General features: G+C 62.7%; 24 protein-coding genes and 1 rRNA gene. 13 read left to right on the forward strand and 12 right to left on the reverse strand.

What is annotated here, in order from left to right; translation table 11 throughout:
• Positions 1-103 (forward strand): 5S ribosomal RNA (rrf, locus tag AB3X95_RS00005); the annotation flags it as partial.
• 143 nt (positions 104-246) lie between these two features.
• Here rrf and AB3X95_RS00010 read toward each other — a convergent pair.
• Positions 247-1,170 (reverse strand): dTDP-4-dehydrorhamnose reductase family protein, encoded by a 924-nt coding sequence (locus AB3X95_RS00010; RefSeq protein ID WP_368620364.1) that lies wholly within the window; start codon positions 1,168-1,170, stop codon positions 247-249.
• 11 nt (positions 1,171-1,181) lie between these two features.
• Positions 1,182-1,385, reverse strand: coding sequence for a heavy-metal-associated domain-containing protein (locus AB3X95_RS00015; protein ID WP_176382369.1), 204 nt, complete (start codon positions 1,383-1,385; stop codon positions 1,182-1,184).
• Positions 1,386-1,519: 134 nt separating this feature from the next.
• On the opposite strand from AB3X95_RS00015, the gene cueR reads away from it, so the two are divergent.
• From cueR to AB3X95_RS00035, 4 genes are all read left to right on the forward strand, one after another.
• Positions 1,520-1,942 (forward strand): Cu(I)-responsive transcriptional regulator, encoded by a 423-nt coding sequence (gene cueR, locus AB3X95_RS00020; RefSeq protein ID WP_368620365.1) that lies wholly within the window; start codon positions 1,520-1,522, stop codon positions 1,940-1,942.
• Between the two features lie 300 nt (positions 1,943-2,242).
• Complete coding sequence (locus AB3X95_RS00025; RefSeq protein ID WP_013088978.1) at positions 2,243-2,389, forward strand: DUF3563 family protein; 147 nt, start codon at positions 2,243-2,245, stop codon at positions 2,387-2,389.
• Between the two features lie 247 nt (positions 2,390-2,636).
• Positions 2,637-2,987: a hypothetical protein gene (locus tag AB3X95_RS00030; RefSeq protein ID WP_368620366.1), complete on the forward strand. Its 351-nt coding sequence runs from the start codon at positions 2,637-2,639 to the stop codon at positions 2,985-2,987.
• A gap of 225 nt (positions 2,988-3,212) precedes the next feature.
• The gene (locus AB3X95_RS00035; RefSeq protein WP_368593201.1) at positions 3,213-4,253 is read left to right on the forward strand and encodes an ABC transporter substrate-binding protein; all 1,041 of its coding nucleotides are present in this window, start codon (positions 3,213-3,215) and stop codon (positions 4,251-4,253) included.
• A gap of 78 nt (positions 4,254-4,331) precedes the next feature.
• Here AB3X95_RS00035 and AB3X95_RS00040 read toward each other — a convergent pair whose 3' ends face one another.
• Both AB3X95_RS00040 and AB3X95_RS00045 read right to left on the reverse strand, forming a co-directional pair.
• The gene (locus tag AB3X95_RS00040) at positions 4,332-5,177 is read right to left on the reverse strand and encodes a 23S rRNA (adenine(2030)-N(6))-methyltransferase RlmJ (protein ID WP_368620367.1); all 846 of its coding nucleotides are present in this window, start codon (positions 5,175-5,177) and stop codon (positions 4,332-4,334) included.
• 120 nt (positions 5,178-5,297) lie between these two features.
• Complete coding sequence (locus AB3X95_RS00045; protein WP_176123520.1) at positions 5,298-6,269, reverse strand: aldo/keto reductase; 972 nt, start codon at positions 6,267-6,269, stop codon at positions 5,298-5,300.
• A gap of 235 nt (positions 6,270-6,504) precedes the next feature.
• Between AB3X95_RS00045 and AB3X95_RS00050 the strand changes: the two genes are divergently transcribed.
• Together AB3X95_RS00050 and AB3X95_RS00055 are read left to right on the forward strand one after the other, a co-directional pair.
• Positions 6,505-7,302, forward strand: a complete 798-nt coding sequence (locus AB3X95_RS00050; RefSeq protein WP_176109089.1) for a 3-hydroxybutyrate dehydrogenase — start codon at positions 6,505-6,507, stop codon at positions 7,300-7,302.
• Positions 7,303-7,312: 10 nt separating this feature from the next.
• Complete coding sequence (locus tag AB3X95_RS00055; RefSeq protein WP_368620368.1) at positions 7,313-8,545, forward strand: DUF3734 domain-containing protein; 1,233 nt, start codon at positions 7,313-7,315, stop codon at positions 8,543-8,545.
• Between the two features lie 161 nt (positions 8,546-8,706).
• Here AB3X95_RS00055 and AB3X95_RS00060 read toward each other — a convergent pair whose 3' ends face one another.
• Complete coding sequence (locus AB3X95_RS00060) at positions 8,707-9,906, reverse strand: amino acid aminotransferase (protein WP_368620369.1); 1,200 nt, start codon at positions 9,904-9,906, stop codon at positions 8,707-8,709.
• A 444-nt stretch (positions 9,907-10,350) separates the two neighbouring features.
• On the opposite strand from AB3X95_RS00060, the gene uvrB reads away from it, so the two are divergent.
• From uvrB to AB3X95_RS00085, 5 genes are all read left to right on the forward strand, one after another.
• Positions 10,351-12,444: an excinuclease ABC subunit UvrB gene (uvrB, locus tag AB3X95_RS00065; protein ID WP_176123517.1), complete on the forward strand. Its 2,094-nt coding sequence runs from the start codon at positions 10,351-10,353 to the stop codon at positions 12,442-12,444.
• Between the two features lie 342 nt (positions 12,445-12,786).
• A complete protein-coding gene (locus tag AB3X95_RS00070; protein ID WP_176123516.1) occupies positions 12,787-13,335 on the forward strand; it encodes an iron transporter in 549 nt (182 codons plus the stop codon).
• A 112-nt stretch (positions 13,336-13,447) separates the two neighbouring features.
• Positions 13,448-13,780 carry a cupredoxin domain-containing protein gene (locus AB3X95_RS00075; RefSeq protein WP_013088988.1) on the forward strand — a complete coding sequence of 111 codons (333 nt, stop codon included), beginning with the start codon at positions 13,448-13,450 and terminating at the stop codon, positions 13,778-13,780.
• A gap of 100 nt (positions 13,781-13,880) precedes the next feature.
• The gene (locus tag AB3X95_RS00080) at positions 13,881-14,726 is read left to right on the forward strand and encodes an FTR1 family protein (RefSeq protein ID WP_176109084.1); all 846 of its coding nucleotides are present in this window, start codon (positions 13,881-13,883) and stop codon (positions 14,724-14,726) included.
• The gene (locus AB3X95_RS00085) at positions 14,723-16,132 is read left to right on the forward strand and encodes a 4Fe-4S binding protein (protein ID WP_368620370.1); all 1,410 of its coding nucleotides are present in this window, start codon (positions 14,723-14,725) and stop codon (positions 16,130-16,132) included. Before AB3X95_RS00080 ends, AB3X95_RS00085 begins: the two co-directional genes overlap by 4 nt.
• A gap of 303 nt (positions 16,133-16,435) precedes the next feature.
• Here the strand turns inward: AB3X95_RS00085 and hemP are convergent, their stop codons facing one another.
• The 4 genes from hemP to AB3X95_RS00105 all read right to left on the reverse strand — a co-directional run bounded on the left by hemP (position 16,436) and on the right by AB3X95_RS00105 (position 18,878).
• The gene (gene hemP / locus AB3X95_RS00090) at positions 16,436-16,696 is read right to left on the reverse strand and encodes a hemin uptake protein HemP (protein ID WP_368620371.1); all 261 of its coding nucleotides are present in this window, start codon (positions 16,694-16,696) and stop codon (positions 16,436-16,438) included.
• Between the two features lie 185 nt (positions 16,697-16,881).
• Positions 16,882-17,367, reverse strand: coding sequence for an SRPBCC family protein (locus tag AB3X95_RS00095; RefSeq protein WP_176109081.1), 486 nt, complete (start codon positions 17,365-17,367; stop codon positions 16,882-16,884).
• An 86-nt stretch (positions 17,368-17,453) separates the two neighbouring features.
• Positions 17,454-17,852: an OsmC family protein gene (locus AB3X95_RS00100; RefSeq protein ID WP_176109080.1), complete on the reverse strand. Its 399-nt coding sequence runs from the start codon at positions 17,850-17,852 to the stop codon at positions 17,454-17,456.
• Between the two features lie 147 nt (positions 17,853-17,999).
• Entirely contained in the window at positions 18,000-18,878 is an 879-nt protein-coding gene (locus AB3X95_RS00105) for a pirin family protein (protein ID WP_176123512.1), read from the reverse strand.
• Positions 18,879-19,000: 122 nt separating this feature from the next.
• On the opposite strand from AB3X95_RS00105, the gene AB3X95_RS00110 reads away from it, so the two are divergent.
• Positions 19,001-20,008: a LysR family transcriptional regulator gene (locus AB3X95_RS00110; RefSeq protein WP_368620372.1), complete on the forward strand. Its 1,008-nt coding sequence runs from the start codon at positions 19,001-19,003 to the stop codon at positions 20,006-20,008.
• 426 nt (positions 20,009-20,434) lie between these two features.
• Here the strand turns inward: AB3X95_RS00110 and AB3X95_RS00115 are convergent, their stop codons facing one another.
• From AB3X95_RS00115 to AB3X95_RS00125, 3 genes are read right to left on the reverse strand one after another with little or no spacing between them, the layout of a single operon-like run.
• Entirely contained in the window at positions 20,435-20,854 is a 420-nt protein-coding gene (locus tag AB3X95_RS00115) for a biopolymer transporter ExbD (protein ID WP_176369490.1), read from the reverse strand.
• Positions 20,855-20,870: 16 nt separating this feature from the next.
• Positions 20,871-21,602, reverse strand: coding sequence for a MotA/TolQ/ExbB proton channel family protein (locus AB3X95_RS00120; protein WP_176369489.1), 732 nt, complete (start codon positions 21,600-21,602; stop codon positions 20,871-20,873).
• A gap of 28 nt (positions 21,603-21,630) precedes the next feature.
• Positions 21,631-22,374 (reverse strand): energy transducer TonB, encoded by a 744-nt coding sequence (locus AB3X95_RS00125; RefSeq protein ID WP_368620373.1) that lies wholly within the window; start codon positions 22,372-22,374, stop codon positions 21,631-21,633.
• Between the last annotated feature and the right edge of the window lie 302 nt (positions 22,375-22,676).

Consider the following 22,676-nt stretch of genomic DNA (forward strand, 5'->3'; position numbering starts at 1 on the left):
TAGCGAGTCGGTCCCACCCCTTCCCATCCCGAACAGGACCGTGAAACGACTCCACGCCGATGATAGTGCGGATTGCCCGTGTGAAAGTAGGTAATCGTCAGGCTCCCCCAAAGCCAGAAACCCCACCGCCCAGCGGTGGGGTTTTTGCGTTTGCGCGGTCAATTCCGCGCGCTTCACTACTCTCCGATCCGCAGCGCATCCTCAAGCTCCTGCGTTGCTATTAGCGTCCGCACGCAAGCCGCAAGATCAAGCGGGAGTCGCCGTTCCCCGCCATGCAAACGCGGCTAGCACCTGCCGGATCGCCGTATCGAACGGTGTGCGTTGGCCGACTCCAAGTGCCTCCAGACGGCTCGATGCCAAATGGCAGTTGTGAGGGCGCGGCGTCGCGTCGGTGGGCGTGTGCTGCGCCGTCAAATGCGCGCGGAGTTGCAATGCTTCTGCCAGGCGCACGGCGATCTCGTACTTGTTCATCGGTTCGTCGCCGGACCATTGCACGATGCCGGAGATCGTTTCGCCGCGCGCGTGTCGCTCGAGCATCTGTCGGATCACGACCGCGACATCGGGCGTGAACGTAGGATAGCGGATCGCCCAAGCGTCCATCTTGGCCGCCTGGCTGCCGGGCGCTGCCGACGCCGCGATCGCCGGCACAAGGCTAGTCACGGCTGACTCCGACCAACTCACAATCGGCCCATACAGCAGCGGCAGGCGCAGCACGCATCCGAGCTCGGCCGTTTCGATTAGCGCGCGCTCTCCCTCGAGCTTGCTCTGTCCATACGCGTTCAGTGGCGCGGGCGTGCTGTCGTGACGATAGGGCGGGTGCTTGCCGTCGAACACGTAGTCGGTCGAGATCGACAGCGTCCACGCGCCGCGTCGATTCGCCGCCCCGGTGATTATTCGCACGGCATCAACATTCAACGCACGAGCATGTGCCGGATCGCGCTCGCATACATCGGGTCGGCGCTCCGCCGCGGCAATCACGACGGCATCCGGTGCCACGTGGTCGATGAAACGCTCGACCGCAAGGCTATCGCGAATATCGAACGCGACCATCTGTGGAGACGGCCGGCTAAATGCCGTGGAGACGATGTGCCAATCGACCTGGCGCGCGAGTTCGTCGTTGAGCGCGCGCCCGAGCAGCCCGGAACCACCGATTACGGCAACCTTGAACATGCCCCGCACCCTCAGCGCAGAGACGTGGCCGTGTATCCGGCTTCGTCAATCGCGGCCTTCAGCGCCTCGATCGGTTGTGTCGACTCCACGAGCACACGGCCGCTCGTGAGATCTACCTGAACCTGCGCGGCGGCGTCGTGCTCGCGAATCGCGTTCGTGACGGCAGCAACACAGTGCTGGCAGCTCATGCCTTCTACATGGAGTTCGATTGTCATTGCAAAGACCTCAGCGGAATCAGATCGCGGATAGCCGAATTATGCCTGCCGTTTCGTGTTTGGGTAGCTGACCTTCCCACGATGGGAAGGTGTAGGATCGTTTCGAGTTCATCCGCAATCATGGGAAAACAGTCATGAACATTGGCGAAGCGGCCCGCGCGTCGGGCGTTACGGCAAAAATGATCCGCTACTACGAAAGCGTCGGTCTTTTGTCCGCGAAGGCGCGCACGAGCGCTGGTTATCGCGTGTATGGCCCGCAGGAAGTGCACTCTCTTCGCTTTATCCGGCAGGCGCGCCGGCTCGGATTTCTGGTCGAGGATATCCGGCGACTCCTCGCTCTATGGCACGACCGCTCACGTGCGAGCGCCGAAGTAAAGCGGATCGCGCTCGAGCATGTTGCCGAACTCGATCGCCGCATCGCCGAGTTGACGGACATGCGCGACACCCTCGCGCATCTGGCCGATCATTGCAACGGCGATGACCGGCCAGATTGTCCGATTATTGAGCGACTAGCGGATGCAGACCACGTTTCGGGACAAGGTTGCCATCCGCTTTAGCCGGTGGGTCGGGGAGAGTCGCAACTTCGTCTGCCGCTTCGCTTGCTCAAACCGAGTGGCGCACCGAAAGTGTGCGTGGAAATCAGGGCAAGGACGTCTGCGCCGAGCGTGCGGGAAATCTCAAATAAAATCAGCACCGCCAGTGCACCAAGGAAGTGCATCATTCCAAATTGGAATGCACATCATGCGGGCATTTCACTGGTCAGGTTGCACCTGAGGGCTATAATGCGGGTTAACCCTTTTACGGGAAATCCCTGATGTCAAATCACCGGGGAGTCGATCTGATCCTTGGAGAACGTCATGTTTGCATTCATTCTTGAGAAGCTGAGCACCTGGTTCGAAACCGCTGAACGTAGCCGTCGTGAGGCATACCTCGCATCGTCGTCGGATATCGTCCAGCTCGAACAGCGCATCCGTTCGCTCGAAACCAACGGCTATTCGCGCTGAGTTTCCGCTTTGAGTTTGACCTGGCGGCGCCTGCTTTTGCGCGGCCATTGCAGTACCAATGTCGAGCCCCGTCAAAGCGGGGCTTTGTCGTATCTGCACATCGAAAACCGCGCGCCTTCGGGCGTTGTTCGAGTGATCGCCGCAAGAAGGCTGCTCATGGCGAATATCGACTAGCTTCGTAACGCGGGCCGCGGTAATGTAGGACGTTATTCGCGCAAGACGGCATTCATAACCAATCGGGCTGCCTATGTCCTCCGTCCGTTCGCTGCAAACTTTCCGATCCATGATGGCCGCGGCCGCCACGGCAACCATCGCCACCCTCTATGCCGCGTCGGACGCATATGCGGTGTCCGATTACGAGCGTCCTCCTGTGGTTCTCGATACGCTTGGCGGCATCAATAATGGCCAGAGCGGTACCGTACTCCTAAGCGCGCGGCCTGCGCCGGAGCCGATCGTCGCCGCGCCGCCGATCGCGGCACCGGTCGAGCTGCCTGCAGAATCGCCGCCGCCGTTCGTGGTCGCGCCTTATATGCAGTTGCCGGCGGGTGGTGGCGTGCCGCCCCGGCCGATGCCGCGACCAGTGCCGTTTCCGCAATAGGTAGCGACGGCGCGAAAGATCGTCGGCGACGCTTCTAACCCGTGTCGCTTCTCCCGCCGAATACGCCAGCCTCGCTCGCCCCCGACAATCCCATTCGGGTTTGGGCGCATGGCGTTGGTGGAACCGCCCGACGACAATCGTTGCGCGCCTCGTCGCCGTGAGCTTCGATCCCGGCTGCGCGCCTGCGTCACCGCTTCGAACGGAAAACACAAAGGAGACGTCATCATGCCCAATCACTGGATGCAGCGTGCGACGCGCGCCTGCCTGATCCTCCTCGCACTGGCTACGCTGCCCGGCGCCGGGTTCGCGAAGGACGCGCCGGAAATGCCGACACTGACGATGGCCGTCGGCGGCTTACCCGGCCTCTACTATTTGCCAGTCCTCGCCGCACAGCAGCTCGGCTACTTCAAGGACGAAGGCCTGAACGTCACGCTCGAAGATTTCGCGGGCGGCTCGAAGGCGCTCGAAGCGGTGGTGGGCGGCAGCGCCGAAGTCGGCGCGGGCGCGTTCGAGCACACGCTGTTCATGCAGGCGAAGGGGCAACACTATCGCGCGTTCGTGTTGATGGGCCGCGCACCGCAGATCGTGATCGGCGTGGTGAAGTCGAAGGCCGATCAGATCAAGTCGCTCGCGGACTTCAAAGGCGCGAAGGTCGGCGTGAGCGCGCCGGGTTCGTCGACGGACCTCGTGCTTACCGTCGCGTTGCGCAAGGCCGGCGTGCAGCGCAGCGACATTTCGGCGATCGGCGTCGGAAGCGGCGCCACAGTGCTGGCCGCGGTGGGCAGTGGGCAGATCGACGCGCTATCCAATGTCGATCCAATGATGACCAAGCTCACGCGTAGCGGCGCGATCAAGGTGCTGGTGGATACGCGCACGGTCAAAGGCACGCAGGAGGTGTTCGGCGGTACGATGCCCGCCGCAACGCTTTATGCGCCCGAAAGCTTCATCCAGAAAAATCCGAAGACGACGCAGGCGCTGACCAACGCGATCGTGCGCGCGAATCATTGGCTGCAGACCGCGAGCGATGCGGATCTGCTGAAGATGGTGCCGCAAGCCTATCTGTTGGGCGACCCGACGCTTTATCTCGATGCCTTTCACAATGTGCGCGACGCGTACTCGCCGGACGGACTGATGCCCGCAGATGGGCCGGCGACGGCGCTGCGCGCGTTGTCGTCGTTCGACAGCCGTCTCGATCCGAAGAAGATCGATTTGAGTGCGACCTATACGAACCAGTTCGCGAGCAAGGCGGCCGCGCAGTTGAAGTGAGCCCGAGCGCAGATCGGCTTGCGCGGGCAGGCAACTGCAGACCGCACGCGCAATCCGCTCACGCGTCGCACATCGCGTTCAATTGCCGCGATATTCGACCTTGAACGTCGCAGCCTTGTCCTCGCCGAGCATCTTGACGAGCCATGGCATCTGGTCCTTCAGCATCTTGGCGAGCGTATACGGCGGGTTCAGGATGAACATGCCGCTACCGAACAGCCCATAGCCGTCTTCCGGCGGATTGCTGACGGTCAGGCTGACGTGCAGCCAGTTGTCCTTCTGCAATTGTTTCAGCTGATCGGGAAAACGCTGCGACTCGGGGCGCTTGACCTGTGGATACCAGACCGCATACGTGCCGGTCGGAAATCGCTTCAGACTTTCCTCGACACAGCGCAGCGTGCGCCCGTAGTCGCGCTTGTCTTCATACGACGGGTCGAGCAGGATCAGCGCGCGACGCGGCGCCGGCGGCAACAGCGCGAGAATGCCGTCGAAGCCGTCGCCCGCGTACAGCATCGCGCGGCGACCCGCGTCGCGAAAATTGTGGCGCAGGACATCGATTTCGGTGCTGTGCAATTCGAATAGCCGCATACGATCCTGCGCGCGCATCTGTCGCCACGCGAGATACGGCGAGCCCGGATAGAAATGCAGCTGACCATCCGCATTGAGCGCGCTGACTTCGTCGACGTAGTCGGCGAACAGCGGCGGCAGATCGTTGCGTCCCCACAGTTTTGCGATACCCGTCTCGAACTCGCCGGTTTTCGTCGCGTAGCCTTCCTTCAGCGAGTAGACGCCGGCGCCCGCGTGCGTGTCGATATACCAGTAGGCCTTGTCCTTCTGGCCAAGGTAGCGCAGGAGCTGCAACACGACGGCGTGTTTCAGAACGTCGGCGTGATTGCCGGCATGAAAGGCGTGGCGGTAGCTGAGCATGATGAGAGGACGCTGAGAGAGCGCAGGCCGGCCCCGAAGGAGCCGGCGACGCGCGGTCGCGTATTGTACGCGACCGCGCGTGCCCGGTTAGTCACTCAGTGCGTGGCGCTGCGCGCGCGATTACTCGTGGGCGTCGCCGATGATCTCCTCGATCCGCTGCTTGATCTCCGGCGTGATGCGCGTCGCCACCTGGGCGGACTGCATGTTTTCGCCGATCTGTTCGACGCGCGAGGCGCCCGTGATCACCGTGCTGACATTCGGATTCTTCAGAATCCACGCGATCGCGAGCTGACCGACCGTGCAGTCGAGTTCGTCGGCGACCGCGCCGAGCTGGCCGACCACGTTGTTGCGCGTCGGGTCGGTGAGCTGCTGACGCAGCCAGTCATAGCCCTGCAACTGCGCGCGACTGTCGGCGGGCACGCCGTCACGGTATTTGCCGGTGAGCAGGCCCGATGCCAGCGGACTCCACGTGGTCAGGCCGAGGCCGATGTCCTCGTAAAGCCGCTTGTATTCCTGCTCGACGCGTTTGCGGTGAAACAGGTTGTATTGCGGCTGCTCCATGACCGGCTTGTGCAGATGATGCCGCTCGGCGATTTCATATGCGGCGCGAATCTCGTCGGCGCTCCATTCCGAGGTGCCCCAGTACAGCGCCTTGCCGCGCGCGATCATGTCGCTCATTGCCCAGACCGTTTCCTCGACCGGGGTGTTCGGGTCGGGACGGTGACAGAACACGAGATCGACGTAATCGAGTTGTAGGCGCTTCAACGACCCGTCGATCGCGTTCATCAGATACTTGCGGTTCAGCGTGTGGTACTGATTCGGCGCTTCGTTGAGTCCCCAGAAAAATTTCGTCGACACGACGTAGCTCACGCGCGGCCACGCGAGTTCCTTCAACGCATGGCCCATGATTTCCTCGGATTTGCCGCCCGCATAGACTTCGGCGTTGTCGAAGAAATTGACGCCCGCGTCGCGCGCCGCGGCAAGCGATTCGCGCGCGGCGCGGTGATCCACCTGGTTGCCGTACGTGACCCATGAGCCGATCGACAACTCGCTCACTTGCAGGCCGGAGCGGCCCAGACGTCGATAATTCATGCATGTCTCCTGGTTGGTGATGCCACGGGAATGGAGCCCGGATTCAGTCCGGAAGCGTTCAGTTTAAATAGATCCGGTTCGGCGTGCGTTTTACCTATGTCGTTCACAGGGTTCATGCACAATAGCAAAGTCAGCCGCCGCGCTGCATCCGCCGAACGGTCTATACCGTTTGGCCGACTTCTCCCAGCGCGCGGCTTCGTGGTCTCATTGCTCATCAACTGCATGGAGGTTCTGGATGTCGTCTCTGAACTCGAATCTGAACGGCAAGGTCGCCGTCGTCACTGGCGCCGCGAGTGGCATCGGCAAACAGATCGCGTTGACTCTGTCTGCGGCAGGTGCGGCGGTCGCGATCGCCGACCTGAACCAGGAGGGCGCGAACGCCGTTGCTGAAGAAATCAGAAAGGGCGGCGGTAAGGCAATCGGCGTGGCAATGGACGTGACGAGCGAAGACGCCGTCAACCAGGGTATCGACAAGGTCGCCGAGGAATTCGGCTCGATCGACATTCTCGTTTCCAACGCCGGCATCCAGATCGTCAATCCGATCGAAAACTATTCGTTCTCGGACTGGAAAAAGATGCAGGCCATTCACGTGGACGGCGCGTTCCTGACCACCAAGGCAGCGCTCAAGCATATGTACAAGGACAATCGCGGCGGAGTCGTGATCTACATGGGCTCGGTCCACTCGCATCTCGCCTCGCCGCTGAAGTCGGCGTACGTGACCGCGAAGCACGCTCTGCTGGGCCTGTCGCGCGTGCTCGCCAAGGAGGGCGCTGCGCATAACGTGCGTTCGCACGTCGTGTGTCCGGGCTTCGTGCGCACGCCGCTCGTCGACAAGCAGATCCCCGAGCAGGCGAAGGAATTCGGCATCAGCGAAGAGGAAGTAATCAAGCGCGTGATGCTGGGCGGTACCGTCGACGGTATCTTCACGACGGTCGAAGACGTCGCGCAGACCGTGCTGTTCCTGTCGACCTTCCCGAGCGCGGCGCTGACCGGCCAGTCGTTCGTCGTGAGCCACGGCTGGTATATGCACTAAGGGGCGGCCCATGGCGCAACGCAATCTGAAGCGGGCGCGTGTGGGCGTGTCCGGCGACGGGGAAGGTGCGGGTCCGGCGATTGCCGCCCGCTCGCGCCGGCACCTCCGGTTGCCCGACTACGAAACCGTCGCGCTGATGCTGCAAGGCGGCGGCGCGCTCGGCGCCTACCAGGCCGGCGTCTTTCAGGGGCTTTACGAAGCCGGCATCGAACCGAACTGGATCGCGGGAATTTCGATCGGCGCGCTGAATACGGCGATCATTGCGGGCAATGCGCCGGAACGACGCGTCGAGCGTCTGCTGCAATTCTGGGAGACGATCTGCCAGCCGGCGTTCGGACCGCCGTTGCCGGCTCCGGTCGAACACGTGCTCTTCAATTCGAGCGAAGCGGTGCGCAAGGCATTTACGGCAGCGCAGGCAATGAGCGCGATCGTCGAAGGGCAAAAGGGCTTTTTCGTGCCGCGTTTCCCGCCGCCGTTGCCGACAGTGTCCGGCTCGCCGCAATTGGCGAGCTACTACGACACCACGCCGCTGAAGGCCACGCTCGAGTCGCTGTGCGATTTCGATCGGATCAATTCCGGGGAAATACGCGTGTCGGTGGGCGCGGTGAATTGCGGCACCGGCAACTTCGCGTACTTCGACAATACGCGCACCACGCTCAGGCCCGAGCATTTCATAGCGTCGGGCGCGTTGCCGCCGGGCTTCGCGGCCGTCGAGATAGACGGTCAGTTCTACTGGGACGGCGGCCTGATGTCGAATACGCCGCTCTACGAGGTGCTCCAGACCACACCGCGTCGCGATACGCTCGCGTTTCAGGTCGATTTATGGAGCGCGATCGGGCCGGTGCCGGACAACATCACCGACGTGCAGGGGCGCATGAAAGACATCCAGTATTCGAGCCGTACGCGTCTCGTGACCGACATGCTGCAGCGTTCGCAGCGTTTTCGTCACGTACTGCGCGAGGTGCTGGACCGTGTGCCCGAAGAGCAACGCGACGATCCGTGGTGCAAGCTGGCCGAAGATCTGTCGTGCTCGAAGCGCTACAACGTGATTCACCTGATCTACCGGCACAAGGAATACGAAGGTCACTACAAGGACTTTCAATTCGGTCTGTCGACGATGCGCGAGCATTGGCGAAGCGGTCTCGAAGACATTGTCCGTTCGCTCGAACAGCCCGACTGGCTCGATATGCCGCAGAACGATGCCGGGTTCGTCACGCACGATATTCATCGGGACTCGCGCTGATTCTTCGCGGAGAAATCCGACGCCGCGCCGGCAAGGCCGAACGAACAGTCCGCCAGGCATAAAAAACGGCGCCCTTTTCTCAAAAGGGCACCGTTTCTACAGACAGTTGCAGCGGCAAACCTGCTGCATTGGCGCGGCAAACCTCCGCGCCGTGAATTGCCTTACTTCAGCACGTGAGCGATCGCGTTGGCGACGACGTCGAGGTTGCGCGTATTGAGCGCAGCCACGCAGATACGGCCGGTGCTGACCGCATAGATGCCGAACTCTTCGCGCAGACGATCCACTTGCGCAGCCGTCAGACCCGAGTACGAGAACATGCCGCGCTGTGCGTTCACGAAGCTGAAGTCACGATCGACGCCGCTTGCCTTCAGGCGCTCGACGAGACCATTGCGCATTGCGCGGATACGGTCGCGCATTTCGCCCAGTTCGCTTTCCCACGTCGCGCGCAGTTCCGGCGACGCGAGCACGGCCGCGACCACCGAGCCGCCGTGCGTCGGCGGGTTCGAGTAGTTGGTGCGGATCACGCGCTTCAGTTGCGACAGCACGCGCGCCGCTTCTTCCTTGCTCGAGGTGATGATCGACAGTGCGCCGACACGCTCGCCGTAGAGCGAGAACGACTTCGAGAACGACGACGACACGAACACGTTCAGTTCCTGCGCCGCGAACAGACGCACGGCTGCCGCATCCGCTTCGATGTTGTCGCCGAAGCCCTGGTAGGCGATATCGAGGAACGGCACGAGATTGCGCGCCTTGACGACCTCGACGACCTGCTTCCACTGTTCGACGCTCAGGTCGACGCCGGTCGGGTTGTGGCAGCACGCGTGCAACACGACGATCGTGCCCGCCGCATAGCTGCTCAGCGCACTCAGCATGCCGTCGAAGTTCACGCCGTGCGTCTGCGCGTCATAGTACGGATACGATTCGACGACGAAGCCCGCGCCTTCGAACAGCGCGCGATGGTTTTCCCAGCTCGGGTCGCTGATCGCGACCTTGCTGTTCGGATTCACGCGCTTCAGGAAGTCCGCGCCGATCTTCAGCGCCCCCGTGCCGCCCAGCGCCTGCGCCGTGACGACGCGGCCGGCCGCGATCAGCGGTGAGTCGTTGCCGAGCAGCAGCTTTTGCACGGCGGCATCGTAAGCGGCGATACCTTCGATCGGCAGATAGCCACGCGGCAGCGCGGCATCGACGCGGGCCTTTTCCGCCTCGCGCACGGCGCGCAGCAGCGGAATCTTGCCTTCTTCATTGAAGTAGACACCAACGCCGAGGTTGACCTTGGTGGCGCGCGTATCGGCGTTGAAAGCTTCGTTCAGGCCCAGAATCGGGTCGCGGGGAGCTAGTTCGACGGCGGAGAACAGAGACATGATGGGTGGGCAGCAGTAGTGAAAAGAGGGCGGCTTCGCGCGCGGGCGGCCTCATGTGGAGCGTCGGCGGCGTTTCGCGTGTGCGGCGTGAGTTCGACGAAACGCGAAAATCGGGGACGGCCTATGGACAGCGGCGAGCGAGCGCAACTTCGCATTGTAACGAATCCGGGCGCTTTTTTCGGACGACCAGATGGCCCAAGGGCAATTATTTGCTTGAAAAACAGGCACTGGGAGCCATGTGGCAGAAAGGAATTCGAGCGGACGGGGCGGTTTCGACCGCGCGACCCGGCCAAGGTGCGCTGTCCTTCGCCTCGCGCACAAGTCCGCAAAGGGCCATGACACGCCGCCGCCCGCACGGCCAGCGCCCCCTACGTAACCCCGCTCGATCTTCGCTTTCCGCAACCCGTTAGAATGATTCTTTGCCCAAGGCCGGTGCCGCCCCTCATGTCCGAACACCATCTGACTGAAGCCGACGATACGCTCGACGAATCCAAATTCATCACGTTCGACGGTTCGCCGTTCAAGCTCTACCAGCCGTATCCGCCCGCCGGCGACCAGCCCACGGCCATCGAGACGCTCGTCGAAGGCGTCGGCGATGGTCTCGCGTTCCAGACGCTGCTCGGCGTGACCGGCTCCGGCAAGACCTTCACAATGGCCAACACGATCGCGCGGCTCGGCCGCCCGGCGATCGTGTTCGCGCCGAACAAGACGCTCGCCGCGCAGCTCTACTCGGAGTTCCGCGAGTTCTTTCCGCGCAACGCGGTCGAATACTTCGTCTCGTACTACGACTACTACCAGCCGGAAGCGTACGTGCCGCAGCGCGATCTGTTCATCGAGAAAGACTCGTCGATCAACGAGCATATCGAGCAGATGCGGCTGTCGGCGACCAAGAGCCTGATGGAGCGGCGCGACGTGGTGATCGTCGCGACGGTGTCGGCGATTTACGGTATCGGCAATCCGTCCGAATACCACCAGATGATCCTGACGCTGCGCACCGGCGACCGGCTCGGCCAGCGCGATGTCATCGCGCGGCTGATCGCGATGCAGTACAGCCGCAACGAAGCCGACTTCCAGCGCGGCTCGTTCCGCGTGCGCGGCGATACGATCGATATCTTCCCGGCCGAGCACGCCGAGATGGCGGTGCGCGTCGAACTGTTCGACGACGAAGTCGAAACGCTGCAGCTGTTCGATCCGCTCACCGGTCGCGTGCGGCAGAAGATTCCGCGCTTTACCGTGTATCCGTCGTCGCACTACGTGACGCCGCGCGACACCGTGCTGCGCGCGGTCGAAACGATCAAGGCCGAACTGCGCGAGCGGCTCGAGTTCTTCTATAGCGAAGGCAAGCTCGTCGAGGCGCAGCGGCTCGAGCAGCGCACCCGCTTCGACCTTGAAATGCTGCAGGAGCTCGGATTCTGCAAGGGCATCGAGAACTATTCGCGGCATTTCTCGGGCGCGGCGCCGGGCGAGCCGCCGCCGACGCTCGTCGATTATCTGCCGCCCGACGCGATCATGATGCTCGACGAATCGCACGTGCTGATCGGCCAGCTGAACGGCATGTACAACGGCGACCGCGCGCGCAAGGAAAACCTCGTCGACTACGGTTTCCGGCTACCGTCGGCGCTCGACAACCGGCCGCTCAAGTTCAACGAGTTCGAGCGCAAGATGCGCCAGGTCGTGTTCGTGTCGGCGACGCCCGCCGATTACGAGAAGAAGACGTCGGGGCAGGTCGCCGAACAGCTGGTGCGCCCGACCGGCCTCGTCGATCCCGAAATCGAGGTGCGGCCGGCGCGCAGCCAGGTCGACGACGTGCTCGGCGAGATCAACGAGCGCATCAAGGCCGGCGATCGGGTGCTGGTCACGACACTGACCAAGCGGATGGCCGAGCAGCTCACCGAGTTTCTGGCCGACCACGGCATCAAGGTGCGCTATCTGCACAGCGACATCGACACGGTCGAGCGCGTCGAAATCATTCGCGATCTGCGTCTCGGCGCGTTCGACGTGCTGGTCGGCATCAACCTGCTGCGCGAGGGGCTCGATATTCCCGAGGTGTCGCTGGTCGCGATTCTGGACGCGGACAAGGAAGGCTTCCTGCGCGCGGAGCGTTCGCTGATCCAGACCATCGGTCGGGCGGCGCGTAACGTGAACGGCAAGGCGATCCTCTACGCGGACAACATCACCGACTCGATGCGTCGCGCGATCGACGAAACCGAGCGGCGCCGGGCCAAGCAGATCGCGTTCAACGCCGCGCACGGCATTACGCCGCGTGGGGTCGTGAAACGGATTCGCGACATCATCGACGGCGTGTACAACGTCGACGAAGCGCGCGCCGAGTTGAAGGAGCAGCAGACCCGCGCGAAGTTCGAGGACATGTCCGAGAAGCAACTCGCCAAGGAAATCAAGCGCCTCGAAAAGCAGATGATGGAGTACGCGAAGAATCTCGAATTCGAGAAAGCCGCGCAGACCCGCGACCAGCTGGCGCTGCTGCGTCAGCGCGTGTTCGGCGCGAATGTCGGCGATCACGTGTCGGGCGTCGACTAATTGACGTTTCCCACCACCGCTTTTGTTCACCATGAAAGGGCGCGGCCGCTCGCCACGCCCTTTCTCATTGGCCAGTACCTGAGCTCCCGCGGGAGCCGTCCGGAGCGGGCACTTTGGTCGTGACGAATTCCGTCCCACCTTCCTCGACACACAAAGATTTTCTTAAGCGAACCTTAAAACCATGCTGGCATGAGGCCGAGCGCACTAACAGGTTTGTTCTCATCAGCGATCGATGATAAACTCAACCAATATTGAGAATGGTTCGCATTTAAATTTACATCTGTCTTGCGGCCCCATGTTTCAATGAAATCGATTCCAGTCTGATAAAAACAAGGAGCATCAATGCGGATTTCTTCCTTTGTGCGGGGTGGCGCGGCAACGGTAGCCGCAGTCGCGGCGCTGTCGGCCTCGGCCGCCGAATATCCGATCGGCAAGCAGCAGATCCAGGGTGGCATGGAAATCGGCGTGGTCTACCTGCAGCCGATCACGATGGAGCCCGAAGGCATGATGCGCAAGGCGTCGGATTCGGACATCCATCTCGAGTCCGACATTCACGCGGTCAAGAACAATCCGACCGGTTTCGCCGAAGGCGACTGGATGCCTTATCTGCAGGTGCGCTACGAACTGACGAAGGCCGGCTCGAACCAGCCGTTGAAGGGCGACCTGATGGCGATGGTCGCGAACGACGGTCCGCACTACGGCGACAACGTCAAACTGCAAGGCCCCGGCAAGTATCACCTGAAGCTGATCGTCGAACCGCCGATGCAGACGGGCCACATGGCGTTCGGCCGCCACGTCGACAAGGAAACCGGCGTGGGTCCGTGGTTCAAGCCCATCACGCTCGAATATGACTTCACCTTCGCTGGCATCGGCAAGAAGGGCGGTTACTGATCGGCGCGCGATGCAAACGCGGTCGCTCGACGTATCAGTGAATGCAGCAGACGGCGCGCGGACGGTCGGTGTGATACCCGGCGTCGGCGTGTCGCGTTTTCCGGAAAGGGCAATGGGAATCAACCGAAAGATCACGATGCTCGCCGCCACGTTTTGCCTGGCGGCCACGGCTCACGCAGCCGACCTGCCGACCTTCAAGCTCGAAATGAACGACGGCAAGCTGAACCCGGCCCGCATCGAAGTGCCCGCGGGGCAGCGTATCAAGATCGAAGTGCGTAACACAGGCAAGGGCGCGGCGGAATTCGAAAGCGTGCAATTGCGTAAAGAGAAGGTGCTGGCGCCGGGAGCCGATTCGTTCGTCGTGATCGCCCCGCTCGAGCCGGGCGAATACAAGTTTTTCGACGACTTTCATCAGCAGGCGCAGGGCGTGATCGTCGCGAAGTAAGCAGTGGTCTCGATCGGCGGCGAGCGCCGCAGGAAGCGGGCGCTGTCGTTCGAGCGAGACAACGGAAGCGGGCAGTAGAAGGATCGAAGGGAGAGCTTGAATGGGTCAGATTCTGTTCATTGTGTGGCGGGAAAGTGTCGAAGCGCTGCTGGTCGTTGGCATCCTGTACGCGTGGTTGAAAAATGGCGACGACGACGCGCGCCGCGGCCTGCCGTACCTGTGGGGCGGCCTGGCGGCCGGCGTGATCGCGGCGGTCGCGCTCGGCGCGGCGCTGGTCGGCTTCACCGAGGTGCTCTCCGGTGACGCGCAGGATTACTTCCAGACCGCGATGGTGCTCATCGCCTGCGTGCTGATCGTGCAGATGGTGCTGTGGATGAAGCAGCACGGCCGCACGCTGAAGCGCGACATGGAACAGTCGCTGCAAAAGAGCAAGCGCGATTCGAACTGGTGGGGTGTCGCGCTGCTGGTCGCGCTGGCGATCGCGCGCGAAGGCAGCGAAACGGTCATCTTCCTGTACGGCCTCGGCTTCGGCCAGTCGGGTCATGTCGACGGCAGCCAGATGCTCGCTGTCGCGATCGGTCTCGCGCTCGCATTCCTGACCTTCTACGTGTTGCAGCTCGGCGGCAAGATCATCTCGTGGCGGGTCTTTTTCCGCGTCACCGAAATCATGCTGCTGTTCCTCGGCGCGGGGCTGTTCCAGACCGGCATCGACAAGCTGATCGACAAGGAAATCCTGCCGACGCTCGTCGACCAGCTGTGGAATTCGTCGGCGATCCTCGATGATTCGAGCACCTTCGGTTCGCTCGTCGCGACGCTGACCGGCTACCGTGCGCATCCGGCACTGATGAATCTGCTTGCCTATGCCGTCTACTGGGCGGTCGTTTATCTGCTGGTGCGCCGCGCCACTCGCAAGCCCGCGCAGCAAACAGCAGGGCGCGCGGCATGAGCGCCGTGATGGCTTCGCGGCCGGGCCGCCTCGCGGCGGTCGGCCAGTGGATGCAGCGCCATGGCGCGGTGATTCGTGGCATCCAATGGGTCGTGGTCGCGGTGTACGCGTTCCTGATCATCGCGCCCGCGCTGATGCCGCTGCCGGACGATACCGCGCATCTGTGGAGCAACCTGACGCTCGCCGCGCAGTTCGTGTTCTGGGGCATCTGGTGGCCGTTCGTGTTGCTGTCGATGGTGATGCTCGGCCGCGTCTGGTGCGGCGTGCTGTGCCCGGAGGGCGCGCTCGCCGAGTTCGCGAGCAAGTACGGCCGCGGCCGCGCGATTCCGCACTGGATGCGCTGGGGCGGCTGGCCCTTCGTTGCGTTCGGAATCACGACGATCTACGGCCAGATGGTGAGCGTCTACCAGTATCCGAAGGCGGTGCTGCTGGTGCTCGGCGGCTCGACTTTCGCGGCCATCGTGATCGGTCTGCTGTATGGACGCGAGAAGCGCGTCTGGTGCAAATACCTGTGCCCCGTCAACGGGGTTTTTTCGCTTCTGGCGCGCCTCGCGCCGTTTCACTACAAGGTCGACGAAGACGCGTGGCGCCGTTCCTACACCAACGGCGAGCATGGGCACCGGGTGATTCCGATCAACTGCGCGCCGCTCGTGCCGTTGCGCAACATGAAGGGCGCGGCCGACTGCCATATGTGCGGCCGCTGCAGCGGACACCGTGATGCGATCGAGCTGACGTGGCGCAAGCCGTCGACGGAAGTCGTGCAGTTGGGCGACAAAAAGGCGAATCCGTGGGACACCGCGCTGATCCTGTATGGCCTGCTCGGCATCGCGATCGGTGCGTTCCACTGGACCGCGTCGCGCTGGTTCATCGACCTGAAGATGTTCGCGGCGACCTGGCTCGTCGATCACGACATCACGTGGCCGCTCGACACCAATGCCCCGTGGTTCCTGTTCACGCATTACCCCGACCAGAACGACGTGTTCTCGTGGCTCGACGGCTCGCTGCTGATCGGCTACATCGTCGCGACGGCGCTCGTCTACGGCACCGCGCTGCTGCTGTTGCTGACGGGCGCCACGCGCATGCTCGGGCGCTTCAACGCAACGCGGCTGCATCACTTGACGCAGGGGCTGATTCCGATTGCGGGCGCGGGTGTGTTCCTCGGTTTGTCGGCGACGACGCTGTCGCTGCTGCGCGCCGAGCACGTGTCACTGTGGTGGGCGTCGGATCTGCGCATCGCGATTCTCGTGATTGCCAGCGCGTGGAGCGCATGGCTCGCGTGGCTCGTCACGCGTCGCTATAGCGAGCGCTTCGTGCAGCGCGCACTGGCGATGCTGTGGTTCGTCGCGGCGCTGGCGGTCGTCAACAGCGCGTGGTGGCTGATGTTCTGGGGCTGGGCGTCGAAGTAAGTGTTTGGCCTGTGTTCGGTGCGAACGCAGGCGCAAGCGCAAAGAAAGCAAGCGCAAAGAAAAAGCCGTGGAATGGCAACATCCCACGGCTTTTTCATTTTCAACTTCAGCGATGTGCGCCGTTGCGCGCTTCCGCTTTCGAATGAGAACCGAAAAAAACGGCCTGGCTTGCTGCGACGGCTGGCTTGGTGTCTACACGAAGGGGTCTAGTTCTCGCGTGCAAGCCGTCGTGGCTGGCTAATGCCTAACACCTCTCGGGGAGGTGGTCCCCACAATACCCGGTACTTACTTCGTGTTGCGTTGCTACTTCGTCAGGATCAGCTTGCCGAGGCGCGTCGCACGTAACTGGTACGTCTCGCCGTTGTGCACGATGCTGATGTGACTATGGCCTTGCAGCAGCGCGTCGCTGCGCACGACCCGTTCCGCCGTCTCGCCTTGGCCGGCGGTGCGTTCCGCGGTGGGCTTCGCCGCTTGCGCGGTCGTCGTCGACGGCTTCGTGCGGCTGGTTAGCGCGGACGCCGAGCGGCGCAGGCTGAGCGTGGTGGAGCGAGTCATATCGGTCATTCGTTCTAGCTTGTTCGTCGATTCGATGGGATGATTCTAAATGATAACTATTCCTATTTACAAGGGCGAGAAATTCATCGGATTCGACTTCTGATAGCTGAATGAAATGTGCGGCTAGACGACGACCTTGGGGCCATCCTGGACATGGCTCCGCAGCGGCGCGGGCAAGACGCCCGCGCGGTTTCTCAGTGCAACGGTCCCGGTTCCTGTTTGGTCGCGACGTACTGGCGGATCAGCCTCACCGTGTCGATATCGTTCTCGCGATACGCGGACTTGACGATCTCCTGCGTCCGCACGGCGTCCTGATCGGTCGTCGAGACGGGCAGCGTGGTCGCGTACTCGAAGCGCAGGAACAACTGCAGTTCGTCGGGTTGCTCGATCGTCATCGTCAGTGAGCCGCCAACGTGTTCGGCGGTCGGCAGGATGTCGTAGCGCACGCTGTCGCTTTCCTGCAGCGTGACGCGATCGCGCACGGTGGCCTGGCCGTAGTGCAACTCACGCTCGAGCACATTGCCGTCGCGCGACAGGATCGTGCAGCTGTCGAGACCCATCACGAACAGTTGCGGCTGCTCGGCGCGCAACACGAGACCTTCCCACAGCTGCTCGCGGGTCATCGATTCGACGAGGGGATTCAACGGATCGTTGATCTGAATGAGGTGTTCGAAATTCAAGTCGACTGCGTCCTATGAAAATATTGCAATGCCCGTGGCCCGAACGGGCGACGTCCGACCGTCCTATGCATCGTCTGGTGCGCCTGTTAAGCGACGGCGAGCGCGGAGCGGATCGAGATCGTGTGCGTGAGGATCTTGTGCACCGGGCATGCATTGGCAATTTGCAAAAGCCGTTCCCGCTGCTCGTCGGACAATTCGCCATCGAGCATGATCTGACGGTCGATCGTCGAGCCCGCGTCGCCGGTTTCCATCGACAGTTTGACCCGTACGCTCGCGAGCGGCCAGCCTTTGCGCTGCGCGTACATCTTTAGCGTGATCGACGTGCACGCGCCGAGGCTCGACAGCAGCAGCGAGACCGGTGTCGGGCCGCGGTCGCCGCCGCCTAGCGATTCGGGTTCGTCGGCAATCCATGTGTGCTTGCCGTCGTCGAACACGACCTGGAAATTCGTCGAACCGATGTGGGCGGTGACGGTGGGCTCTGCCATGCGCGCTCCTGTGATAGCGATCATATTGGGTCGCGCGCCTCGCACTGTTGCAAGCAACGCGGCTCGCGCGACATGAGCCGATATTGTGACCGAATTTACCGGTGTTCGCGCCCCGAGAGGGGCAATCTGGCGGCGCGCGTTAGCCGGTCAATGCGTGATCGCGCCCATCCGCCCGGCCTGATAGTCGACCACCGCCTGACGGATCTCGTCCTCGGTATTCATCACAAACGGGCCATAGCGCACCACCGGCTCCTTCAGCGGCACGCCGCCGAGCAGCAGCACTTCGAGCGGTTCGTCGCCGGCCGTGATGGTCACCGTGTCGCCGTCGTTGGCGAACACGACCATCGTGCGCGCGTCGAGGTCGGCGCGCGCGTCGCCTTCGCCATACACGCCCTTGCCGGACAGCCCATACGCGAACACGCGATAGTCGGCCGGCACCGGCTGGCGGATCGTCGCGCCCGGCTGCAGAGAGAAATGCTGATACAGGATCGGCGTACGCGTTTCGATAGCGGCCTTGATGCCGAGCGCCTCGCCCGCGATGACCTTGACGCGCACCCGGCCGTCCTCGGACGTCGCGACTGGGATGCGTGCCGACGGGATTTCCTGGTAGCGCGGCGCGATCATCTTGTCGCGACGCGGCAGGTTCACCCATAACTGCAGGCCGTGCACGCGCCCGCCGGTGCGCGTGAATTCTGGGTCGGGCATTTCGCTATGCACGACGCCCGCGCCCGCGGTCATCCACTGGACGTCGCCGGCGTGCAGCGTGCCCGAATGACCCGCCGAGTCCTTGTGGCCGAACTGGCCCTCGAGCACGTAGGTGACCGTCTCGAAGCCGCGATGCGGATGATCGGGCGCGCCGATGGCCTCGCCCGGCGCATAGTCGACCGGCCCCATTTCGTCGAGCAGCAGGAACGGATCGAAGTCCATCAGGAGACGCGTCGGAAACGGTCGATGAACGACGAATCCGCCGCCTTCCACCGTGCGAACCGACGGAAACGTGCGTTCGATCGTACGTGACGTAGTCATCAATATCACCTCGAAAAATGGGGAATAGCGTTATTTCTGAAACATGGAGCTATTATAGGGACCGTTTTTCGCGGTGCCAGCCGCCCCTCGGCAATGGATTGTTCTGTTTATGGAACGATGAGATGAAGATCGATTCACACAACCTGAACGACCTGATGTACTTTTCGCAGGTCGTCGAACATGGCGGATTTTCGGCCGCCGAGCGGGTGTTGGGCATCTCGAAGTCGCGCCTGTCGCGCCGGCTCACGGAGCTGGAGGCGTCGCTCGGCGTGCGGCTGTTGCAGCGTTCCACTCGCAAGCTCGCGCTGACGGAAGCGGGGCAGCTGTTCTACCAGCACTGTCAGGCGATGCTCAGCGAAGCGCAGGCGGCGGTCAATGTCGTGCAGCAGCTGCGCTCGTCGCCGCGTGGCACGGTGCGCGTCAGCGTGCCGGTCACGATCTCGCAGACGATTCTGTCGACGATCCTACCGGAATTCATGCACCGCTATCCGGAAGTGCGCGTCGTGATGCGCGTGACCAATCGCGTGGTCGATCTGTTCGAGGATTCGATCGACGTCGCGCTGCGCGTGCGTTCCGATCCGCCGGAAAACGCGAACATCGTCGTGCGGCCGCTGTGGCGCACCGAGCAGATGCTGGTCGGCGCGCCGAGCCTGCTGCAGCAGAATGCGCCGCCGTTGACGCCGTCCGACCTGAACCGCTTCGAAACACTCGACGTGCCGACGAGCGACGGCCGCCACGTGTACAACCTGATCTCGCCCGACGGTACGCGCCATGCTCACGAGCACGAGCCGCGTCTCGTGACCGCTGATCTGATGACGATTCGCGAGGCGGTGCTAGCCGGTGTCGGCATCGCCGCATTGCCCGAGATGATGTATGGCGCCGCGTTGAGGGCGGGACTGTTGTCACCCGTGATGCCGGGCTGGAGTTTTCCGACGCCGCAGTTGTACGCGGTGTTCGTATCGCGTCAGGGCATGGTGCCGGCCGTGCGCGCGTTCGTCGATTATCTGGTCGAGATGCTCGATCCCGATGAAGGTAAGCACATCATGGGCGAGTGTCCTGCGCACGGCAACAAAACGGTGGCGCAGGCATCGGTTGCGGCGGCGGCTCCGGTTGCGTCGACGGTGGCTTAATCAGGCGCTTGAGGAAACTCAAGAGTCGCACGGTGCGCTGCGGCCGCTATCGCGCTTCGCAAATCGCTTTTAGCATTTAAGCGTGGCCTGTTATGGTTACTTTCAATGGCCGTTTGCTTGAATGCGCGCGCGCACAGGAATATAGTGAAATCCCTTTCGCTAAGGAGTCTCCTATGCGAAAACTCATGGCCGCTATCATAGCGGGCCTGATAGGGCTGACCGCGTTGTCCGTGTCGACCACGGCCCTCGCATGCGGTGATAAAAGCTATCAGTCTTCGGCCGATGGCAAATGATCCCGCCGCCCGAAGGCGCCGAGCGCGCACAAAAAAGGCCTTCATCCGACGATGAAGGCCTTTTACTTTCTGGCCGTGTTTCAACGGGTTTTTGCGCGTGGACGAGCGTTCTGCTTCGCGTGCCAGCGACCCGTTACTTCGCTTTGGGCTGCGTGACGAAGCCGATCTTCGTCAGTCCGCCAGCCTGCGCGGCGGACATCAACTGAGCGACCTTCTCGTACGGCACCTTGCGGTCCGCATCGAGATGCAGTTCCGGCTGCGGGCTCGCCTGCGCGGCCGCGGCGATCTTCGCGGCGAGCGCCGCGTCGTCGACCTTGGTGCTGTCCCACAGCACGTTGCCGTCCGCGTCGATTGTCACCGTCACCTGCGGGGGCTTCGTGTCTTCCTTCTGACTGCTCGCATGCGGCAGATCGATCTTGGCCGCGTGGCGGATCACCGGAATCGTCACCATGAAGACGATCAGCAGAACCAGCATCACGTCGACGAGCGGCGTCATGTTGATCTCGTTCATCAGGCCGTCGTCATCGTCTCCGGCGAAAGGGCTCATTGCCATTGGAGTGCCTCGTCGATCAGTTGGCGCGGGTCGCGAGACGCAGGCCGTCGCCGCGCTTGGTCGACGACAGACGGGCACCCGTTACGAAGAACGCATGCAGGCCGTGCGCGAAGCGGCTCAGCTTCGCGACGATCGCCTTGTTGGCGCGCGTCAGCGCGTTGTAGCCGAGCACCGCCGGAATCGCGACGAACAGACCGAACGCGGTCATGATCAGCGCTTCGCCGACCGGGCCGGCCACCTGGTCGATCGACGACTGGCCGCTCGCGCCGATCGCGAGCAGCGCGTGATAGATGCCCCACACGGTTCCGAACAGGCCGACGAACGGCGCGGTGCTGCCGATCGACGCGAGAATCGCGAGACCGCTCTGCATGCGCGCGACGCTTTCGTCCATCGTGTCTTTCAGGCAGCGCGTGATCCAGTCCGACACGTCCATGCGGTCATGCAGATGCGGCTGCGTCTGGTGATGATGGTCGGCCGCTTCCTGGCCCGACAGCGCGAGCGCGAGGAACGGATTGTCATACGGCGTCGAGGCGCCGCCGCCGAGCTTCTTCACGCCGTCGGCGAGGTCGTCCGAATGCCAGAACGCCTGCTCGGCGTTCTTCGTCAGGCGCTTCAGGCGCACCACATTCCAGCCCTTGACGATGATCACGCTCCACGACATCACCGACATGATCAACAGTGCGAGCGCGATACCGCGCGTCACGAAATCCCCTTGCGCCCACACGTGCGCCAATCCGTAGTTTTGCATCGCAATTCCTTGTTTTTGAAAGCTTGCTTCAGTCGGTCAGATTGAAGTTGAAAGGCTGGGTGTACGCGGCTCTGACGGGCTCGCCGTTCTCGAGATACGGTTTGCAGGCGCTCGCGCGCACGGCGGCGACGGCCTCGTCGTCGAGACGGCTAAAGCCGCTGCTCTTCTTCAACTCGATGCTTTCGAGCTTGCCGGTCAGGCCGACCACGAAATGGACGTACGCCGTGCCGGCCTCGCCGCGGCGCCGCGACAGCGCAGGGTAGTCCGGATGTGCGATGTTGCAATCGAGATGCGACACGTTCTTTGGCGCACTGATGTCCATCGTCTGTTTGCCGATCGCGGGCGCTGCCGCGGCGGGCGGCGTCGCCGGTGTGGCAGGCGCGGGTGGTGTCGGATCGGGCGCCGCGACGGGCGTCGGCGACGGAGCAGCGGCCTCGGGCAACGGAGTCGGAGTGGGAGTCGGCTTTGGCGTCGGGGCCGGCTTCGGCTGGACTTTCGGCTTCGTATGGACGGGCGGCGTCGGCTGAGGCGGCGGCGGTGCGATCGATTGCAGCGCGGCCGGCGCGGCGACCGGTGCGGGCGGCAGCAGCTCGGCGGTCATCACGTGCGATTCGAGCGCGACCTGCACGGGCTCGTGACGCAGCGTCATGATCACGGCGAGCAGCGCGACGTGTACCGCGGCGACCACGGCGGTGGTCGTCAGCACGCGGGAATTCGGGCGGGTGGACGACGCCAGCGGGGCGCCTGCGGTAACGGGGTGCGGAGCCTGCATGGTCAGTGTGGCAGCGCACCGTTCGGGCGGCGCGGCAGACAGGACATCGTCATGTTCGGAAAATCAGCAGCGAAATGAACAAAGTAGTCACGAAACCAATCAGCAATTCCATCTCGAACTCCTTTCGAAGGGGAGAGCGGGGTAGCTGGCTGGTACGAATACTGGCTTGCTGACGGCAGTGGGATAACGCGGTACGGCGGACTGTACTGCGGTTTTGTTGCAGACATGCGGCACTGTCAATGTCGCATTAAGCGTTAAATGCGCATGAAATATAGGGGCTTTGGGACACTGACACGGCTTGC

It is taken from the genome of Paraburkholderia sp. BR13444 (assembly GCF_040948755.1).
Classification (GTDB): Bacteria; Pseudomonadota; Gammaproteobacteria; order Burkholderiales; family Burkholderiaceae; genus Paraburkholderia; species Paraburkholderia youngii.

Excerpts from the sequence above, each read along its gene's own strand:
- AB3X95_RS00045 (WP_176123520.1), bottom strand. The coding sequence starts at position 6,269 with ATGAATTATCGACGTCTGGGCCGCTCCGGCCTGCAAGTGAGCGAGTTG.
- uvrB (WP_176123517.1), top strand. The coding sequence starts at position 10,351 with ATGTCCGAACACCATCTGACTGAAGCCGACGATACGCTCGACGAATCC.
- AB3X95_RS00030 (WP_368620366.1), top strand. The coding sequence starts at position 2,637 with ATGTCCTCCGTCCGTTCGCTGCAAACTTTCCGATCCATGATGGCCGCG.
- AB3X95_RS00010 (WP_368620364.1), bottom strand. The coding sequence starts at position 1,170 with ATGTTCAAGGTTGCCGTAATCGGTGGTTCCGGGCTGCTCGGGCGCGCG.
- AB3X95_RS00115 (WP_176369490.1), bottom strand. The coding sequence starts at position 20,854 with ATGGCAATGAGCCCTTTCGCCGGAGACGATGACGACGGCCTGATGAAC.
- AB3X95_RS00125 (WP_368620373.1), bottom strand. The coding sequence starts at position 22,374 with ATGCAGGCTCCGCACCCCGTTACCGCAGGCGCCCCGCTGGCGTCGTCC.
- AB3X95_RS00100 (WP_176109080.1), bottom strand. The coding sequence starts at position 17,852 with ATGGCAGAGCCCACCGTCACCGCCCACATCGGTTCGACGAATTTCCAG.
- AB3X95_RS00035 (WP_368593201.1), top strand. The coding sequence starts at position 3,213 with ATGCCCAATCACTGGATGCAGCGTGCGACGCGCGCCTGCCTGATCCTC.
- AB3X95_RS00025 (WP_013088978.1), top strand. The coding sequence starts at position 2,243 with ATGTTTGCATTCATTCTTGAGAAGCTGAGCACCTGGTTCGAAACCGCT.
- AB3X95_RS00050 (WP_176109089.1), top strand. The coding sequence starts at position 6,505 with ATGTCGTCTCTGAACTCGAATCTGAACGGCAAGGTCGCCGTCGTCACT.
- AB3X95_RS00120 (WP_176369489.1), bottom strand. The coding sequence starts at position 21,602 with ATGCAAAACTACGGATTGGCGCACGTGTGGGCGCAAGGGGATTTCGTG.
- AB3X95_RS00080 (WP_176109084.1), top strand. The coding sequence starts at position 13,881 with ATGGGTCAGATTCTGTTCATTGTGTGGCGGGAAAGTGTCGAAGCGCTG.
- AB3X95_RS00110 (WP_368620372.1), top strand. The coding sequence starts at position 19,001 with ATGAAGATCGATTCACACAACCTGAACGACCTGATGTACTTTTCGCAG.
- AB3X95_RS00075 (WP_013088988.1), top strand. The coding sequence starts at position 13,448 with ATGGGAATCAACCGAAAGATCACGATGCTCGCCGCCACGTTTTGCCTG.
- AB3X95_RS00015 (WP_176382369.1), bottom strand. The coding sequence starts at position 1,385 with ATGACAATCGAACTCCATGTAGAAGGCATGAGCTGCCAGCACTGTGTT.
- AB3X95_RS00085 (WP_368620370.1), top strand. The coding sequence starts at position 14,723 with ATGAGCGCCGTGATGGCTTCGCGGCCGGGCCGCCTCGCGGCGGTCGGC.
- AB3X95_RS00040 (WP_368620367.1), bottom strand. The coding sequence starts at position 5,177 with ATGCTCAGCTACCGCCACGCCTTTCATGCCGGCAATCACGCCGACGTT.
- AB3X95_RS00070 (WP_176123516.1), top strand. The coding sequence starts at position 12,787 with ATGCGGATTTCTTCCTTTGTGCGGGGTGGCGCGGCAACGGTAGCCGCA.
- cueR (WP_368620365.1), top strand. The coding sequence starts at position 1,520 with ATGAACATTGGCGAAGCGGCCCGCGCGTCGGGCGTTACGGCAAAAATG.
- hemP (WP_368620371.1), bottom strand. The coding sequence starts at position 16,696 with ATGACCGATATGACTCGCTCCACCACGCTCAGCCTGCGCCGCTCGGCG.
- AB3X95_RS00055 (WP_368620368.1), top strand. The coding sequence starts at position 7,313 with ATGGCGCAACGCAATCTGAAGCGGGCGCGTGTGGGCGTGTCCGGCGAC.
- AB3X95_RS00105 (WP_176123512.1), bottom strand. The coding sequence starts at position 18,878 with ATGACTACGTCACGTACGATCGAACGCACGTTTCCGTCGGTTCGCACG.
- AB3X95_RS00060 (WP_368620369.1), bottom strand. The coding sequence starts at position 9,906 with ATGTCTCTGTTCTCCGCCGTCGAACTAGCTCCCCGCGACCCGATTCTG.